This window comes from Streptomyces sp. NPDC056734, assembly GCF_042790455.1.
Classification (GTDB): Bacteria; Actinomycetota; Actinomycetes; order Streptomycetales; family Streptomycetaceae; genus Streptomyces.
This window is the reverse complement of sequence record NZ_JBHTZD010000004.1, coordinates 312001-328689: the sequence shown is the minus strand read 5'-3', so window position 1 is coordinate 328689 and position 16689 is coordinate 312001. Positions and strand designations below refer to the sequence as shown.

Here is a 16689-nt window from a genome sequence, read left to right as displayed (position 1 = left end):
CAACCCACCCCACCAGCCACCCCGATCAACCACCCCCCTCTCCTCCATCTCCTCCATCTCCTCCATCACCTTCCATCGCCCTGACCGAACTCACACGGATTGAGGTTCTGTGATGTCCGCTGCTCTGCTCACCGGTACCCCCCTGGCCGGCCGGGTCGCCGTCGTCTCCGGCGCCTCCAGCGGCATGGGTGCCGTCACCGCCCGCCGACTGGCCGAACTGGGCGCCACCGTCGTCGTACTGGCCCGGCGCAAGGAGCGCCTGGACACCCTGGTGGAGACCATCGAAACCGCCGGCGGCACCGCGCTCGCCCTCGCCGTCGATGTGACCGACCGTGCCGCCGTCCAGAGCGCCGCCGACCAGGTCGCCGCCCGCTTCGGCAAGGCCGACCTGGTGTTCAACAACGCCGGTGTCCAGCTCATCTCGGGCATCGAGGAGCTGAAGGTCGATGAATGGCAGCGCCAGATCGACCTCAACATCAGCGGTCTGATGAACGTCATCGCCGCGTTCCTGCCCCACCTCACCGCGTCAGCGGGGCAGGGCAGGCCCGCCGACCTGATCAACACCTCCTCCATCGCGGCCACCCGCATCCTGGAGAAGTTCTCGGTCTACTCGGGTACGAAGGCGTACATCAGCCATCTCACCCGCCTGCTCCGGGTCGAGCTGGGGCGCAAGATGGTCCGGGTCGCCACCATCGAGCCCGGCATGGTCGACACCGAACTGCCCGACCATGTCACGGACCCCGACGCCTCCCAGCTCATGGCCGACCTCATCCATGACATCGACGTCCTCCAGTCCGCCGACATCGCGGAGACCGTCGCCTTCATGGCCGCTGTCCCCCGCCATGTCAACCTCACGGAGATCACCATCCTCCCCACCGCCCAGGCCGTCTGACCTCACGCGGACGGGGTGTGCAGCACATACTCACGGGAGCTGTGCACCTCGTTCCGCAGGGCGGCCAGGTCGACATCGAGGACCTGTCCGTCCCACTTGCGCGGTTCGCCGTCGATGAGGACGGCGCTGATGTTGCGGGCGTCGGAGCCCAGGACGATCGTGCCGATGGGGTCGTTGAGGGGCATGTTGTTGAGGTCCTCGGCCTGGATGACCAGGAGGTCGGCCTTCTTGCCCGGGGTGAGCGAGCCGGTGACACCGGCCAGGCCGTTGGTGCGGGCGCCCTGGAGGGTGGCGAAGTCGAGGACGTCATGGGTCGTGATCCGGGAGGGCTGCCGGTCGGTGCCGTACCCGGCGTTGACCGCGCGCATCCGCTGGATGGCGTGCAGGGCCCGCATCTGGGTGAACATGTCGCTGGCCAGGGCCACTTCGACGTCGATGCTCAGTCCGGGACGGATACCGGCGGCGAGTGCCTCGTCCACGGCGGGGATCGCGGTCTCCAGGCCGATCTGCGCGTCGGAGGTGGGCGCGAGCGCCACGGTGGTGCCGGTGGCGCCCATGGCCTGCCACGCCTGGGCGGTCAGTCCGGTGGCGTGGATGAGGGTGACATCGGGGCCGAGGATGCCGTCCTTCGCCCAGCGCAGGACGGCCTCGGAGGAGGCGGTGCCGAAGACGGCGTCGACGCTCACTCCGACGTCCAAGTCCCTTGCCACGCACGCGAGTTCGGGACCGTAGGCGAGGGCCGGTCCGGCGATCTCGTCGGTGGCCAGGGTCGCCAGGCGCAGGGTGAGGAGCTGGTCGTCGCTGCTGAAGTACCGCTCCTTGAGCCGGGTCAGGTCGCCGGGCCACTGCCGGTCCCAGTCACCGAAGTGCGGGCCCATGGAGGCGTGCACGCCCCGGATGCCGGTGTCACGCAGGGCTTCGACGGCGGCGTCGGAGTGCTCGCGGGTACGGGAGTTGTGGGAGAAGTCGAGCATGGTGGTGATGCCGCTGTCGATCGCGGTCAGGGCGGCCAGGCGGGTGCCGATGTACATGTCCGTGGGCCGGTAGACGGTCGCGTACCCGGCCAGGGTGGCCATGACATAGCCGCCGAGGTCGTCCACGTCCGGCATGATCCGGCGCAACTGGGCCTCCCAGGCATGCCGGTGGGTGTCCACGAAACCGGGGCTGAGGATCGTACCGGCGCCATCCACGACCACCGCGTCACCCGCGTCGAGGTCACGGCCGACGGCGGCGATCGAGTCGCCCTCGACGAGCAGGTCACCGCCGTCGATGACGCCGAGGGCGGGGTCCATGGTGACGAGGGTCGCGCCGGTGAAGAGGATGCGGCGCCGGTCGGCGGGCCTGCGGCGGAGTTCTTCGAGCGGGGGCGGGGCGGAGGGGGTGTTGCGGGGCATGAGGGGGCTGCTTTCTGTGGGGAGGGGAGCGGGGTTGGTTGACCGGGAGTGGGTGGGCCGGCTCCGACCAGTCAGGTCAGGCCAGCTCGGGGCGAGTCAGGGCGCGTCGGGTCAGGTCGCGTCGGGTCAGCTTCATGACGTAGCCCGCGTGGTGGAGTTCGTCGCCCCGGAACTCCCCGTAGGCCCAGAAGCCGAGGTCGTCCAGGTAGTCGATGCGGTCGCCGTCGGTCCAGTAGCGGCCCTGGTAGGCGTGCGGGCGTCCGCCCCGGGTCTCGTCGTAGCGGCCGTCGGCGGTGAGTTCCTGGTGCAGGAAGTCGTTCCGGTCGATCCAGACGCCGACGCGCGGGCTGCCGGTCAGGTCGGGGGCGGCGGGGATGCCGGTCCCGGGGGCGGCGGCCCGGCCGGGCACGTCAGCGCCCGCCCACCGCACCGGCCGGCCCGCCGCGACGAGCGCACGGACCTGCTCCGGCCGGGTCAGGGCCGTGGCCACCGCGTCCGGCACGCCGGAGGCGAGTGCGTCGGGCAGCACCAGGAAGTCGGGGACGTTGCCCGGGGTCAGGGTCGCCACGTACTCCGAGCGCTGGGCACGTCCGCCCGCCAGGGCGACGGTGTCCACGACGGCCGGGGCGATGGTCATGCCGACGCAGTCCACGACGATGGCGTTGTCGTCCTGCGCCGCCGTGACGATGGCGGGCCCGACCCCCACGATCAGGGAGCCGACGAACAGGAGGTCGGCGCCGGTCATGGTGCCGATCAGCGGGTCCATGGTCAGGATGCGGGCGTTGGTGAACAGGACGGGACGCCCGGTGTCGTTCGAGCGGATCTCGTGGAGGGCCTTCGGGTTCCAGTTGAGGGCCTCTGGGCTGTGATTCGGGGCCTTGGGGTTCTGGTTCGGGGTGTCGGTGTCGCTCATCGCGCGCTCCTCGGTCTGGTGGTCCGGCACCGTGGGTGACGGCTGCCCAACCACCAGATTTGCCGCGCGGCGGAGGCGGAACCAGGCCGCGATGTGCCCAGGTGTGGCGCACCCACGATGGACGGGGCGGGGGGCTCCGCGATGGACAGGGCGGTGGGCTCCGCGATGGACACCGTGGGGGGCTCCGTGATGCTGGGTGGGTGCGCGATGCCGGGTGGGTGCGCGATGCTGGGTGCGCGGCACCCAGGAGACGCTCACCCGGGGAGACTGCGGCCTGGTTACCCCCGGCCGGCGGGTGGACCGTAGACCCATGACCAGGAACGATTCACCCCGCAGCCGTCCCACCCCGCAGGCCCCGCCCGCTCCCCACCCGTACGTCGGGATGTGGGTGACCGCGGACGGGTTCATCCGCCAGGAGCTGCTGGCGAACGGCCGCTACGACGAGGCCCGCGGCACCCGCCGCAGCGCCTATACCGGCGACTACACCGTCACCGGCGCGCACATCGACTACGTCGACGACACCGGCTTCACGGCGACCGGCGATGTCCGCGACGGCGTTCTCCACCACGAGCACTTGGTGCTCTATCGGGAGGGGGATGGGGGCGAGGAGAGTGACGGGAGGCGTGACGGCGCCCCGGCCCGGCCTGGCGAAGCCGGTTAGGGTCGTCGCCGGTCCGGGTCAGGGTCAGGGTCGGGGTCCTGTTCTGGGTCTGGGTCTGGGTCGGGGTCTGGGAAGCCCCCACCAACTCACCCCCGGGCCCGCCACCTCACCCCCCGTCGCCCGGCGCCTCCCCCACCAACCGGCCCGGCTCGGTGGCCGGGAACCGGTCGAGCAGCTCACGGACGGTACCCGCATCCGTGTTGGCCCCGAACAGCTCCGTGCCCGGCTGCATGCGGACGCCCTCCGCCAGCGGCCCGGCGAGCACCGGTTCGAAGCCGAGGGCGTCGACCAGGGCCGCGACCTCGGTGACGTCGGCGTCGCCGTCCCCGGCGATGGCGATGGCCTTGCGGCCGGGGGTGCCCGGCGGCCGGGCGCCCTCCTCCAGATCGTGATAGCCCATGTGATTGAACGCCTTGACGATCCGCGCCCCGGGCAGGAAATCCCGCACGATCTCGCTGGAGGTGGTGCGCGGGTCGGTCAGATCGTCCCGGATGCCGTCCACCTCCCACCAGTAGTTCATGGCGTCGACCACGAGCTTGCCGCGCAGCGCCTCCGCCGGGATGGCGCGGTACTTGCCCAGCGGCAGGGCGAGGACGACGAGGTCGGCGCGCTCGGCGGCCTCGGCCGCGGTCACCGCGACCGCGCCGGGCGTGACGACCTCCACGATGAGGGCGATCTTCGCCGGGTCGCCGGAGCCGGCCACCAGGACGTCGTAGCCCGCCGCGACCGCGAGCCGGGCGAGCACGGTGCCGACCTTGCCCGCGCCGAGGATGCCGAGGGTGGTCATGGGTCAGCCCGCCAGGAGGTCGCGGACCATGGGCGCCACCTTGGAACCGAAGAGTTCGACGGCGTGCATCCGGGCCCCGACCGGCAGGGCGCCGGAGCCGTAGATCATGTCGAAGCGTCCGACACCCAGCGTCTTCACCGCACCCGCGATGCGCCGCGCGACGGTCTCGGGCGCGCCGATGTACAGCGAGCCGTGGTCGACCTCGGCGTCGAACTCCTCACGGCGCAGCGGCGGCCAGCCGCGCTGTGCGCCGATCCGGTCCCGCATCACCTTGTACGGCGGGTAGAACACCTCTTTGGCCTGCTCGTCGGTGTCGGCGACAAAGCCGGGTGAGTGCATGCCGACGGGGTGCGCGACCGTGCCGAACTGGTCGGCGGCCCGCTGGTAGAGGTCGATGTACGGTCCGAAACGCGCGGGCGAGCCTCCGATGATCGCGAGCATGAGCGGCAGCCCGTGCCGGGCGGTGCGCACGACCGACTGCGGGGATCCGCCCACGCCGACCCAGGTGTCCAGGCGCCCCGACTCGGTCTTCGGGAAGACGTCGGCGGCGTCGAGCGCGGCTCGGGTGGTGCCGCTCCAGGTGACCGGCTTCTCGTCGAGCAGCTTCACGAACAGATCGAGCTTCTCCTCGAACAGGATGTCGTAGTCACTCAGGTCGTACCCGAAGAGGGGGAAGGACTCGGTGAAGGAGCCACGGCCGAGGATGACCTGGGCACGGCCGCTGGATATCGCGTCCACGGTGGCGAAGCGCTGGAAGACACGGACGGGGTCGTCCGAGCTGAGCACGGTCACTCCGGAGGCGAGCTTGATCCGCGAGGTGCGGGCGGCGATGGCGGCCAGGACGGTCTCCGGGGCGGAGATCGAGTACTCCGGGCGGTGGTGCTCACCGAGGGCGATGACATCGACACCGAGTCCGTCGGCGACCACGGCCTCCTCGACGACCTGCCGGACGGCGGCGGCGTGGGAGAGGGGTACGCCGTCGCGCTGCGGGACGTCGCCGAACGTGTCGAGGCCGAGCACCAGGCCGGCCGCGTCCGTCCCGTCCACCCTGCGCGTCACGCCTGTCATGTCACTCATGGCGACATCCTCCACATCTCCCATTGGTTGATATTTCAACTATCCCATAGTCAGGTTGATGCGTCAACAATGTGGCCCGGGGGCTCGAACGAGGCCCGTCTCGTAGGCGAGGATCACCGCCTGGACGCGGTCGCGCAGTCCCAGCTTGGACAGGATGCGGCCGAAGTGCTTCTTCACCGTGGGCTCCGCCAGGCGCGTGGCCGTGGCGATCTCGGTGTTGGTGAGGCCGTGGGCCACATGGAGGAGGATCTCGCGTTCGCGGTCGGTGAGCAGCCGCAGGCGGGCGTCGCCGTCGGACCCGCCCAAGGCCGGCGGCAGCTGGTGGGCGAAGGTCTCCAGCAGGCGCCGGGTGATACGGGGAGAGACCACCGCCTCTCCCGCGGCGACATCCCGGATCGCGGCCAGCAGATGTTCCGGCCGGGTGTTCTTGAGCAGGAACCCGGACGCCCCGGCCCTGAGCGCGTCGAAGGCGTACTCGTCCAGGTCGAAGGTGGTCAGGACGAGCACGCGGGTGCGGGGCGACTCCTGGAGCAGCCGCCGGGTCGCCTCAATGCCGTCGGTGCCCGGCATACGTACGTCCATCAGGACCACGTCCGGCCGCAGTTGGCGTGTCAGGCGCAGGGCGCTCTCGCCGTCGGCCGCTTCGCCGACCGGCTCCAGGTCGGGTTCGGCGCGCAGGATCATGGTGAACGCCACGCGCAGCAACTCCTCGTCGTCGACGAGGAGGACTCGGGTGGTCATGCGGTGTCCAGTTCGAGACGAGTGAAGACCCGCCATCCCCCGAGGGGGAGCGGGCCCGCCTGATGTGTCCCGCCGTAGGCGGCGGCGCGTTCGCGCATCCCCGCGAGGCCGCGGCCGGGCGGCCCGAGGGGCCCGAGGGGCCCGGGAGGTGGAGGGGGTGCGGGCGGCCCGGACGATGCGGATGACCCGGCCGGTGCGGAGAGTACGGCGGGTACGGCCGTTACGGCGGGTGCCGCGGGTACGGCGGGTGCCGCGGGTACGGCGGGTGCCGCGGGTACGGCGGGTACGGCGGGTACGGCGGGTACGGCGGGGCCGTCGTCGGTCACCTCGATGGTGACGGCGCTCGGCGAACAGGACACCCGTACCTCGGCCCGGGTCCCCGGCGGCGCGTGCCGGAGCGTGTTGGTCAGCGACTCCTGCACGATCCGGTAGACGGTCAACTGCGCCGCGGCGGGTACATCCGTGGGGTCGCCGTCCAGGTGGAGGAGAGTCGGCAGGCCCACGGCCCGCATCTGCGCGCACAGGGGGGCGAGGTCGGGGATGCCGGGGGGCGGGTGGCGTTCGGCGTGCGGTGTTTCCGGGACGTCGGGTAGGTCGCCCGCGTCACCCACGTCACCCACATCACCCGCTTCGGCTCGAAGGATGCCCAGCGATCGCCGCATGTCGGTCAGCGCCTGCCGTCCGGTGCTGGCGATCTGGTCCAGCACGGGGTACGGATCGGCGGGCCTGGCGTGCACGGTCGCGTCGGCGAGGGCGACCATCACCGACAGGTTGTGGGTGACGCTGTCATGGATCTCCCGCGTGATACGCGCCCGTTCCTCGGTCACGGCCAGCCGCGCCTTCTGGTCACGCTCGCGTTCCAGATGGGCGACCCGGTCCTCCTGTGCGCGACGTCTGCCCCGTACGTTCGCCCCCAGCAGGGCGGCGACGACGACCAGGGCGGTGGTCGCGCAGGCCGCAGCGAGGAAGCGGCCCTCGGGCGCCCAGCGCGCCGCCGACATCAGGGCGCCGGCCTCCAGTACGGCCACGGCCAGCAGCGCCGGCCGCCGGGGAGAGCGGGCGGTGACCGTGCCGAGGGCGATCAGCAGCGCGACGTCGGCGGGCAACTGGACGCCCAGCAGCCACTGGACGAGCGCGACGGCGGCGATCACCCCGAACACGGTCAGCGGCGCCCGGCGCCGCCACACCAACGGCAGCAGTAACGCCGTCTGGAGCAGCACCCCCCGGGCGCCCTCCAACTGCCCCTGCCCGAAGGTCACGGCGAAGACCGTGGCGGCAAGCGCGGTGTCCTGTGCCGTGGGGGGCAGGTGCGCCGCACGGACGAGGAGACGCTTGAGGGGATGGGGGCAGGGGGCGGATTCGATCATCGTGGCGGTCCTCGCGGGGTGCTCCTTGTGGGACAGATGCCTCTCCACGCTAGATGCCAGGCCCGTTCCCTCGTATCCGACGACCGGCGGACAGCGAAGTACGCCCTGGGGCGCTGGGGGCTCCCCCGTGGCTCCTCCCGGAGAAGGACGGACCTTCTCGGAGGGGACCTGGGTCCACCGGGTGGATCAGCCCCGCGTACGTCGCGAGGGCGACCGGCCCACTGAAACGCTGCTCGCAGCCGAACACACATCACCCCTCGCAGGAAGCAGGTTGCTGCCGATGCCACGTCCCAGCCGCAGAACGCTGATGAAGCTGGGGGCCACGGCCCTCGTCACAACGGCCACCACCGCCACCCCGGCCACTGCCACCCCGGCCACCGCCCGCCCGGTCTCCCGCGCCCTTCCCGCGGCCCTCCCCTCCGCCCTCCCCGTCTCCCTGCCCGCGCCCACCACCCGGCACCCCGTAGGCACCGTCGAACTGCACCTCGTCGACCGGACCCGGCCCGATCCCCTCCTCCCGTCGAAACCCTTCCGGGAGCTGATGGTCGGCGTGTGGTACCCGGCGGAACGGGGAGGAACGTTCCCGACCGCCCCATGGCTGCGCCCCGCCGCCGCGGCCGACTGGGACAGTCACTCCGCGCCCGGTCTGACGATCGCGCCCGGAGCGGTGGACTGGCCGGGAATCCGGACACACGCGCGGACCGGCGCCCCGGTCGCCCGGCGGATGGGACCCCTGCCCGTGGTGCTCTTCTTCCCCGGCGACGGCGGCACCCGCGCGCTGGGCACCACCCTGGTCGAGGAACTGGCCGCGCACGGCTACGTCGTGATCACCGTCGACTCCACCTACGAGGCGGACCAGGTCGAGTTCCCCGGCGGTCGTGTCGAACGAGCCGTCCCCCTCCCCGACGAACTGACCCCGGAGGTCATCGCGGCGCTCCTCGCGAAGCACTCCCGCGCGCGCCTCGCGGACGCCGGATTCGTCCTGGGCCGGATCGAGGCCCTGGCCCGGGGCCACAACCCCGACGCCGAGGCGCAACCGCTCCCGGGCGGACTGTCCACGGCACTGGACCTCTCCCGCGTCGGCGCGCTCGGCCAGTCCCTGGGCGGTTCCGTGGCCGCCCAGCTCGCCCACGACGACCCGCGTGTCGGCGCGGCGGTCAACCTCGACGGGGAGTTCATCGGCCCGGTCGCCGGCACCGGGGTCACCTCGCCGTTCCTGCTGATGGCGTCCGGACCGCACACCTTCGGCAACGTCCCCGGCTGGGACACGTTCTGGGCCGCCTCGACAGGCTGGAAGCGCGCGCTGCGCCTGCGCGGGTCCGCACACGGCTCGTACACCGACCTCCAGGTCATCCTGCCGCAGCTCACCCCGTATCTGGAGATCCCGGCGGCGGCGGACCTGATCGGCACCATCACCCCCCACCGCTCCCTGACCGCCCAGCGAGCCGCCGCGAGGGCCTTCTTCGACCACCACCTGAAGAACCGGCCCACCGGCTTCTTCGAACGTCCGGGCGCGCGCTGTCCGGAGGTGGAGGTGATGAGCTGAAACCCACAACCATTGGTTGTGTCCGTTGTGGTGCAGGGTTGTTTGATCGAGTGCTCTGCGCGGTGGTGGAATCAGCGCATGTCTACCCGCACAGAGCAGGTCATGTATGTCCAGACGCCTGAGTTCGCGCGTCATGCAGAGCGGATCATGGAGATGACCGATGCGACGTCTCGACTGAACGTGCTTCCGTTCAGCGACAGCGAGGGTCGCGCGGAACTACTTTCCGTTGTGTTCGGCGGCCCGCTGCCGGAGTCGGTGGTGATCTACCCGCCGTTCTTCACCGAGTACGGGCTCAACACGACGTTCGGGAAGAACGTCTTCGTCAACCAGGGATGCACCTTCATGGACAAGGGAGGCATCCGTATCGGCGACGGCGTCATGATCGCCCCGAAGGTCAGCCTCATCACCGGAGGCCATCCACTGCCCCTGGCCGAGCGCCGCGAGTACCTCTCCTTCGCCCCGATCGTCATCGAGGACCACGTCTGGATCGGGACGGCTGCCGTGATCACACAGGGGGTGACCATCGGTGCCGGTGCGGTGGTCGCCGCCGGTGCGGTGGTCACTCGTGATGTTCCTGCCGGCACCGTGGTCGCGGGAGTGCCCGCCCGGGTGATCAAGAAGATCGACTGATCCCGGCCGGGCTGTCGGTCCGGGTGCGCTGCACATGTGCGGTCCGACCCTGATGCCTCGTCACGCCCGGCCGACCGACCACCAGTGGGACCGCATCCAGCCGCTGCCGCCCTCCCGTGCGGGTCGTCGTGGCAGGCTATGGGCCGATCACCGCCGCATGGTGGAGGCGATCGTCTACCCGTACCGCACTGGTACTCCCTGGCGAGGGGCGCCCATACCGCTCGCCCTGATCGCCGAGCGTCAGGCGCAGGTGTGCGGTGCCCGCTGGAGCCCGGACCTGGACCTGACGGCCAGGAAGGTCGCACCCTGCCCCTGCCCAAGCCGGTCCTGCGGACGCTCAAGGCGTGCCGGGCGCAGCAGGCAGCGTAGAAGCCGACCGCCGGGGAGCGAGGCACCCGAGCTGATGGCTGCGACGGGGGTGCGGAGAGTGCGCCTGCACGACGCTCGGCACGCCTGCCCGTCCTGGACGGCCGACCGGCCTTGGTCAACAGCGTTGGTGAGAAAGCGCCGGACGGCAGCCCTGGAAACGGTCAAGAGGGGCCCCGAAGGACCCCTCTGACCTGCTACCTCGCTGTCGGGACGACAGGATGTTGAACCCGCGACCCCTTGACCCCCAGGAGTTGGGGGCACCACCGGTCCACCGACCGCTCGCTCCCCCGCACAGTCGCCACGGCATCGAATTGCCTCATCCACCGGACCCGCTCCGCTCCGGCGCCGTCGCGGATCGCGTCTGCCCACCCCAGATCGCCGGTGGGCGGCTGCTCCACCGCGCGCAGTGCCTCGGCTGCTCACGACGTTCCCGCCTGAAGCAGGCGCCCGTTGTCAGCAGTGTGGGAGATAGTCCCTTTGCGGCGGCGGATCACGGATACCTGATGTCGGTCCGGTTGGGTGCGGTGTCGTCGACCGTATCGTCCGTTCAACACGTGCACGCATTGATCATGGCCCGGTCTTGTCACGCAGGGCACGGCGGGTACTTGATGGAAGAGTCCCCCCGGGTGGAACCGGTTGAGGCATCGATGCCTTGCCGACGCGGCACGAGGGGCCCGCTCGTTCAGCGGAGACGGCTACTCACGGTCCCGCCCGGCCCAGCGGCCCGCAGTTCCCCCGAGACCTCATCCCGTCCGCGTGCTCCCAGGAGGCGGCCACTGTGATCGGACCGGAAATCCGCAGGTGCCCCGCGGTATCGCCCACCGCCGCCCTGGGACCGGGTGAGGCTCTGGTGGCCACAGAGGTCATAGGCTCCTCGGGCCCCCGGGCTCCGTGTCCCGCGGCACCGCTGGTGGCTGCCGAGTTGAAGCGGGCGGGCACACAGGTGCGTACCACGCCGGTGACGCTGCCGTCGGAAGACACCGGCAGCGTCTTCCGGCCGGTGACGACCGTTCCGGCGAGGGAGTCAGCGGCGCGGCAGCCGGTACTGGCCTGCGGCGCCCTGGTGCCCCCTGACAACCGGACCAGCAGCACCGTGGCGACGTCCAACCACCGTATGTGGTGCGGCACGGAACGTCGTGGAGACCTGGGCCCGTCTCGCGCGCCCCCGCACGGTGCTGCCGGCGGCTCCCCGCTCGTTCTGCGTGGGAGTCGAGCAGGCGATCGGCGTCGTCGAGTCCCTTCTGGAACAGCACGCGGCCACGGACGTATCCGTATTCGTGCGCAGACAGGTTGTCCACCACACTCACGTCATCGCCGATCTGGCGCGGCGCGACGCGGTGTCCGTGGAGGAACTGGACGAGGTTCCCGAGGGGGCGCTGGTGTTCTCCGCCCATGGTCTCTCCCCGCAGGTCGGTGCGGAGGCGGAGCGCAGAAGCCTTCAGGTGGTGGACGCGACATGTCCGCTGGTGACGAAGGTCCACGCGGAGGCACACCGCTTCGCCGAGCGGCGGCGACAGCATCGTGCTCATCGGACACGCCGGACACGCCGGACACGAGGAAGTCGAGGGCGCGTACGGCGAAGCGCCCGGCTCCACCGTCGTCGTCGACGGTCCGCGGGACATCGCCGAACTCGAACTGCCGAACCCGTCGAGGGTCACGTATCTGACCCAGACCACGCTTGCCGTGGACGAGACGCGGGCGACGATCGCCGCGCTCAGGGAGCGTTTCCCCCGGCGCGCGGTCCGGGCTCGGAGGACATCTGTCACGCCACCACCAACCGTCAGCACGCCCTGCGAGCCATCACCGCGCAATCGGACTGCGTACTCGTCCTGGGATCAGCCAACTCCTCCGGCTCCGTCCGGCTCGTGGAACCGGCTCGCAAGGCGGGCACCTCCGCTCACCTGATCGAGGATGCCTCCCACACCCGGCACCCCTGGGTGCCCCGATCCTACGAATGACCGGAACGAGCCCACACAGAAGGTAAGGAGCCGATGAGCAGCGCCGACGGACACATCACCGCCTATCCACTGCGGGCGGGAGCCGGCCGCCCGGCGGGCCTGCGCGCTGTGCGCGGAGAGGAACTGGACTCACCCAGGGACGCGATCATCGTCGACATCGGTCACCAGGCATATGTGCACAAGCTCCTGACGGGCCGCGCCGGCCGATTCGAGTCGCTTCGGGGTGCGCGCGGCCTCTCCGGGTATCCGTCGCGCGCCGAGTCGCCGCACGATCTGGTGGAGAACTCCCACGCCTCCACCGCCCTGTCCTACGCCGACGGCCCGGCCAAGGGCCGCCGGCTCTGGTCCGAGGCGGACAGCGACCGGGCGGTGGTGGTGGTCATCGGGGACGGCGCCCTGACCGGAGGCATGGCCTGGGAGGCGCTGAACCACCTCGGTGCCGTCCCCGAGCGGCCGGTGATCGTGGTCGTCAACGACAACGGCCGCTCCTACGCACCGACCACCGGGGCTCTCGCCGCCCAGCTGAGCGATCTCCGGGGACGGACCGGCGGGACGCGACCGCACCGCAATCTCTTCACCGAACTGGGATTCGTCTACCTCGGCCCCATCGACGGCCATGACATCACCGCGACCGAGGCAGCACTGCACCGGGCACGCGAGCTGGGCCGTCCGGTGGTGGTGCACGCACTGACCGTCAAGGGCAAGGGATACGACCCGGCCCGCGCCCCCGCAAGCTGGAGATCGTCTCCTGTCCCGGCTGCGGACGCCTCCAGGTCGACATCCACACCCTCGCCCTGAAAGTGGAGGCCGCCTTCGACGGCTTCCCCCACCCCCTGCGGATCGCGGTGATGGGCTGTGTCGTCGACGGACCCGGCGAAGCCCGCGAAGCCGGCCCTGGCGTCTCCTGCGGCAACGGCAAAGGCCAGATCTTCCGCAAAGGCCAGGTCATCCGCATAGTTCCCGAGCACAAGATCGTCGACGCACTCCTCGACGAAGCCCTCCGCCTCACCGACGAACCCGACCGCCCGCACCCATCCGAGACCACCACCGCCGGGAATGCCTCATGACGACCTCCACCGTCCCTGCCGAGCACCACGGCCTCGACCATGACCGGATCCGCGCCGAGGTTGACGCCGTCCTCAGCGCCTTTCTCCGCCACAAGGCCCGCACCGCCGCAGGGCAGAAACTGCCCACCGAAGTGACCACCGTCCTGCGGGACTTCCTGGCCGTTGGCGGGAAACGCATACGGCCCCTGCTCTGTGTCACCGGCTGGCACGCCGCAGGAGGCAAGAACCGCCCGCACGCCCTTGTTCAGGCCGCGGCCTCGCTGGAGATGTTCCACGCGTTCTGCCTGATCCACGACGACATCATGGACAACTCCGCCACTCGGCGCGGACAGCCCGCCGTCCACCGCACCCTCGCCTCCCACCACGGACAGGGCCGTACCACCTCGGCGGCCGACCGACTCGGCAAGAGCGCCGCTGTCCTCGTCGGCGACATCGCTCTCGCCTGGTCCGATGAACTCCTCCACACCGCCGGTCTGGACACGCGGCGACTCGGCGAAGTCCTCCCACTGGTCGATGCCATGCGCACCGAGGTCATGTATGGCCAGTACCTCGACGTCACGGCCGCGGGAACACCTACCGACGACATCGAACGGGCGCTGGCGATCTGCCGCTACAAAACCGCGAAATACACCATCGAACGCCCTCTGCACATCGGCGCCGCACTTGCCGGCGCTGATCAGCGGCTGCTCGACACGCTGTCCGCGTTCGCCCTCCCGCTGGGCGAGGCGTTTCAGCTCCGCGACGACCTCCTAGGGGTCTTCGGCGACCCCCGGCGGACCGGGAAACCGACCCTCGATGACCTCCGCGACGGCAAGCACACGGTCCTCATCGCCCACGCCATGCGGCACGCCGACGAAGCCCGGCGGCAGATCCTCCGCACCCTGCTGGGCAACCCGCACCTTGACGAATCCGCCGCCGACCACCTCCGTCGCATTCTGACTGCCGTCGGTGCACCCGCAGCGGTCGAGGACATGATCCGGGAACGGCACGACGCCGCCCGCCACGCCATTGAATCCGGCTCGATCCCGGCCGGCACGGCTGCCCTGCTGCTCGATATGGCCCGGCAGGCCACCGCGAGGACCACATGAACCCACCCTGCCTCCGCACCCATGCCGGAAGGCCACAAGGCCACCCCGCGGGACCACGGCGGCTCCGAACCGGGACCGCCGGCTCCGCGCCACATCCACACCCGGAACAGCGACGCGCGGACTCCCCCGTCGTTGCCGACCTGTACACACCAGGGAGCGCGAAATGACTACATTCGGCCATCGTGCAGGCACCCCCTCTGCTGAATCAGTACTGCGTGCCCGCAGGGCGCCTGGAAATCAAGTGGACCTATGGGACCCGGCAGCGTGCGGAATCTTCCGCACCAAGGAATGCCAGGAATTGCTCCTGTCGCTGCACATGGGCCCGGACGAGGAATTCACCGCAGCAGACGGATCAACAGCGTACGTCGCGGGAACTCCGGAGTATGTTCCCTTCCACTCCGACCGGGTACCCCGCTCTGAGGAAGCAGCCCGCCTGGGCCGACGCGCCCTGCACATCAGCTTCCTGCCCGAGGTGGTGAAGGACGGCATCGGCAACGAACTGGGAGCCTTCTCCTTTCTGTGCCGGGCGGCGGTACGCCTCGGGCTCGGTCCTGGCCGCAGTCATGCCGGCGAAACGCTGGCAGCCCTCACAGCCATGGCGCCGGAGAAAGGCGGCGAGATCGAACGCCTCGTCCCCGAGTACCTCGCACGGCATGCCACAAGCACGGAAGACGCGATCCCCATGATCATCCGCGACTTCTTCGCCTCCTGGTACTCCTGGATCTACATTCGCTGCGACGACGGCCGGGTTCCGGACCTCTGGGGGTCCCTCCTCTGCATGACGACAGCCGTGGACTACGTGGAAACAGCCGACCGCGCGGGCGACGCGGGAACCACCTTGCACATCGCCGCCGCGGAAGAGGGGCTCCTGCGCCTGGCGGGACCCACAGCCACACAGGCACTGCGCGACATTGCGGCAATCAACACCACCATGGCGGTCAAATCCGCCATGTTCGACGCAGCCGAGGAAGTACCGGACCTGGCAGACCTCGACCGCTTCGTCGACGCCGCCGGCGGTCCGGTCACGCCGGAAGAGGTGCTCCAGGTCCGCTGGTGGGACGGCGCCCTCTCGATCATCTACGGCGCCATCCTGGGCATGGCGGGATACGCCTGGGCAACCGAAGACCTCGGACGGTTCCGGGCACTCACGCGGTGCCCCAAGATCAAGCGTGTAACGGACGCCTGCATTCGCTGCAATGAGGTCGTCGACGTCTACGCCGACCACCGGTGCGGAGAGTCGCTCAACGAAATACTCGTCGCGCTCGCGGTAGGAGGGGTTGAATCCATTCGCGGATACGCCGACGCATGCGCCCGGATGACTGACGACGTCCTCGAATGCGACTGCGGTGAACAGGGGCATCAGATCGCCGCCGAAGCAGGAATGGGAAACTACACCTTCTTCCTCCTCGCCGCCCGATATGTCGTCAGGCGCCACCTGACAACTTTCTCTTCCGCAGGGGGGCACGTGGCGGAAGCCTTCGCATGGCCGGCGCCCGGACAGCGCCTGAAGCCCGTCGCCTCCTTGACGATGCTGCCCGGCAGCACTCTGCACGCATCCGACTGGAAGCCGCTCTGGCGCTACGACACCGACACCGCCGATGAAGTGGAGCGCCTGGCCGAACGAGCCCTTCGCAGGTCTGCCGAAGCGGGCATCCCGCCAGGCACTCCTGCCGGAGAACGATGCCGCACGGCAGTACGTGCAGTCCTCGCTGCGGGCGATCGGGCCGCCCACCCCGCGCAGGTACACGATCTCGCCGCAGGATGGTGCGAGGTGTTCGACGCGGTCATCGACGCAGTCGTACCCAACCGCCCCGGATGCCGTCAGGTCACCGCACAGCTCAGGAGGCTGCTGGAGCGGATCTGGCATCAGGCCGTCGCGGTCACCGGAGACGAGTCCCTCGACGCAGCGGACAGCACCGACGAACGCCTCTACCTGGACATCGACAGGGTCTTCCGGGGCACACACGCCCTGCCCGTGCAAGAAGGAAACCCGGTACGCAGGGCCTTCCTCGGCGTCGTCACCAGCGCGGCAGAACTGAGCGGCCTGAATCCCTACGCGCGCCTGATCGACGGCATCGTACGGACAGCCGAGAAGACCGACCCGGCATAGACCTGACGTTGACGCCTCTGCCGATGGCTGGGGATCCCATCACACCGATACGGAGGAGGCGGCACGGGGTTCACCACAGGGTGGGCCCC

At 70.3% G+C, this 16689-nt stretch carries 15 protein-coding genes and 3 pseudogenes; 12 read left to right on the top strand and 6 right to left on the bottom strand.

All coding sequences use genetic code 11. From position 1 onward, the window contains the following. The first annotated feature begins 109 nt into the window (after positions 1 to 109). The gene (locus tag ACFRFC_RS07835) at positions 110 to 892 is read left to right on the top strand and encodes an SDR family oxidoreductase (RefSeq protein ID WP_382687131.1); all 783 of its coding nucleotides are present in this window, start codon (positions 110 to 112) and stop codon (positions 890 to 892) included. A 2-nt stretch (positions 893 to 894) separates the two neighbouring features. Here ACFRFC_RS07835 and ACFRFC_RS07830 read toward each other — a convergent pair whose 3' ends face one another. Both ACFRFC_RS07830 and ACFRFC_RS07825 read right to left on the bottom strand, forming a co-directional pair. Continuing rightward, entirely contained in the window at positions 895 to 2286 is a 1392-nt protein-coding gene (locus ACFRFC_RS07830; RefSeq protein WP_382687128.1) for an amidohydrolase family protein, read from the bottom strand. A gap of 76 nt (positions 2287 to 2362) precedes the next feature. Continuing rightward, positions 2363 to 3199 (bottom strand): Atu4866 domain-containing protein, encoded by an 837-nt coding sequence (locus ACFRFC_RS07825; RefSeq protein WP_382687125.1) that lies wholly within the window; start codon positions 3197 to 3199, stop codon positions 2363 to 2365. Between the two features lie 310 nt (positions 3200 to 3509). Here ACFRFC_RS07825 and ACFRFC_RS07820 point away from each other — a divergent pair, with 310 nt between their 5' ends. Next, positions 3510 to 3860 carry an Atu4866 domain-containing protein gene (locus tag ACFRFC_RS07820; RefSeq protein WP_382687124.1) on the top strand — a complete coding sequence of 117 codons (351 nt, stop codon included), beginning with the start codon at positions 3510 to 3512 and terminating at the stop codon, positions 3858 to 3860. A 106-nt stretch (positions 3861 to 3966) separates the two neighbouring features. Here ACFRFC_RS07820 and ACFRFC_RS07815 read toward each other — a convergent pair whose 3' ends face one another. From ACFRFC_RS07815 to ACFRFC_RS07800, 4 genes are all read right to left on the bottom strand, one after another. After that, on the bottom strand, positions 3967 to 4647 hold the full coding sequence (locus tag ACFRFC_RS07815) for an NADPH-dependent F420 reductase (protein ID WP_382687122.1): 681 nt from the start codon (positions 4645 to 4647) through the stop codon (positions 3967 to 3969). 3 nt (positions 4648 to 4650) lie between these two features. Beyond that, the gene (locus ACFRFC_RS07810) at positions 4651 to 5715 is read right to left on the bottom strand and encodes an LLM class flavin-dependent oxidoreductase (RefSeq protein WP_382687474.1); all 1065 of its coding nucleotides are present in this window, start codon (positions 5713 to 5715) and stop codon (positions 4651 to 4653) included. 72 nt (positions 5716 to 5787) lie between these two features. Further along, positions 5788 to 6465 carry a response regulator gene (locus ACFRFC_RS07805; protein ID WP_382687120.1) on the bottom strand — a complete coding sequence of 226 codons (678 nt, stop codon included), beginning with the start codon at positions 6463 to 6465 and terminating at the stop codon, positions 5788 to 5790. Further along, complete coding sequence (locus ACFRFC_RS07800; RefSeq protein ID WP_382687117.1) at positions 6462 to 7832, bottom strand: sensor histidine kinase; 1371 nt, start codon at positions 7830 to 7832, stop codon at positions 6462 to 6464. Before ACFRFC_RS07800 ends, ACFRFC_RS07805 begins: the two co-directional genes overlap by 4 nt. A 280-nt stretch (positions 7833 to 8112) precedes the next feature. Between ACFRFC_RS07800 and ACFRFC_RS07795 the strand changes: the two genes are divergently transcribed. The 10 genes and pseudogenes from ACFRFC_RS07795 to ACFRFC_RS07750 all read left to right on the top strand — a co-directional run bounded on the left by ACFRFC_RS07795 (position 8113) and on the right by ACFRFC_RS07750 (position 16600). Continuing rightward, positions 8113 to 9378 carry an alpha/beta hydrolase family protein gene (locus ACFRFC_RS07795; RefSeq protein WP_382687115.1) on the top strand — a complete coding sequence of 422 codons (1266 nt, stop codon included), beginning with the start codon at positions 8113 to 8115 and terminating at the stop codon, positions 9376 to 9378. Positions 9379 to 9480: 102 nt separating this feature from the next. Then, the gene (locus ACFRFC_RS07790) at positions 9481 to 10008 is read left to right on the top strand and encodes a sugar O-acetyltransferase (RefSeq protein WP_382687470.1); all 528 of its coding nucleotides are present in this window, start codon (positions 9481 to 9483) and stop codon (positions 10006 to 10008) included. Positions 10009 to 10042: 34 nt separating this feature from the next. Continuing rightward, complete coding sequence (locus tag ACFRFC_RS07785; RefSeq protein WP_382687112.1) at positions 10043 to 10567, top strand: transposase; 525 nt, start codon at positions 10043 to 10045, stop codon at positions 10565 to 10567. A gap of 946 nt (positions 10568 to 11513) precedes the next feature. Continuing rightward, positions 11514 to 11837 (top strand): annotated as a pseudogene (locus ACFRFC_RS07780) (4-hydroxy-3-methylbut-2-enyl diphosphate reductase); the annotation flags it as partial. A 61-nt stretch (positions 11838 to 11898) separates the two neighbouring features. Continuing rightward, positions 11899 to 12057, top strand: a pseudogene (locus ACFRFC_RS07775) (hypothetical protein); the annotation flags it as partial. A 77-nt stretch (positions 12058 to 12134) separates the two neighbouring features. Further along, positions 12135 to 12335, top strand: a complete 201-nt coding sequence (locus ACFRFC_RS07770; protein WP_382687468.1) for a hypothetical protein — start codon at positions 12135 to 12137, stop codon at positions 12333 to 12335. Positions 12336 to 12368: 33 nt separating this feature from the next. Further along, positions 12369 to 13133 (top strand): 1-deoxy-D-xylulose-5-phosphate synthase N-terminal domain-containing protein, encoded by a 765-nt coding sequence (locus tag ACFRFC_RS07765; RefSeq protein WP_382687109.1) that lies wholly within the window; start codon positions 12369 to 12371, stop codon positions 13131 to 13133. Beyond that, positions 13052 to 13402 (top strand): annotated as a pseudogene (locus ACFRFC_RS07760) (flavodoxin-dependent (E)-4-hydroxy-3-methylbut-2-enyl-diphosphate synthase); the annotation flags it as partial. The gene ACFRFC_RS07765 and the pseudogene ACFRFC_RS07760, both read left to right, overlap by 82 nt. Then, on the top strand, positions 13399 to 14490 hold the full coding sequence (locus ACFRFC_RS07755; protein ID WP_382687106.1) for a polyprenyl synthetase family protein: 1092 nt from the start codon (positions 13399 to 13401) through the stop codon (positions 14488 to 14490). The pseudogene ACFRFC_RS07760 and the gene ACFRFC_RS07755, both read left to right, overlap by 4 nt. Positions 14491 to 14731: 241 nt before the next feature. Next, entirely contained in the window at positions 14732 to 16600 is a 1869-nt protein-coding gene (locus ACFRFC_RS07750) for a hypothetical protein (RefSeq protein ID WP_382687104.1), read from the top strand. The last annotated feature ends 89 nt before the right edge of the window (positions 16601 to 16689 follow it).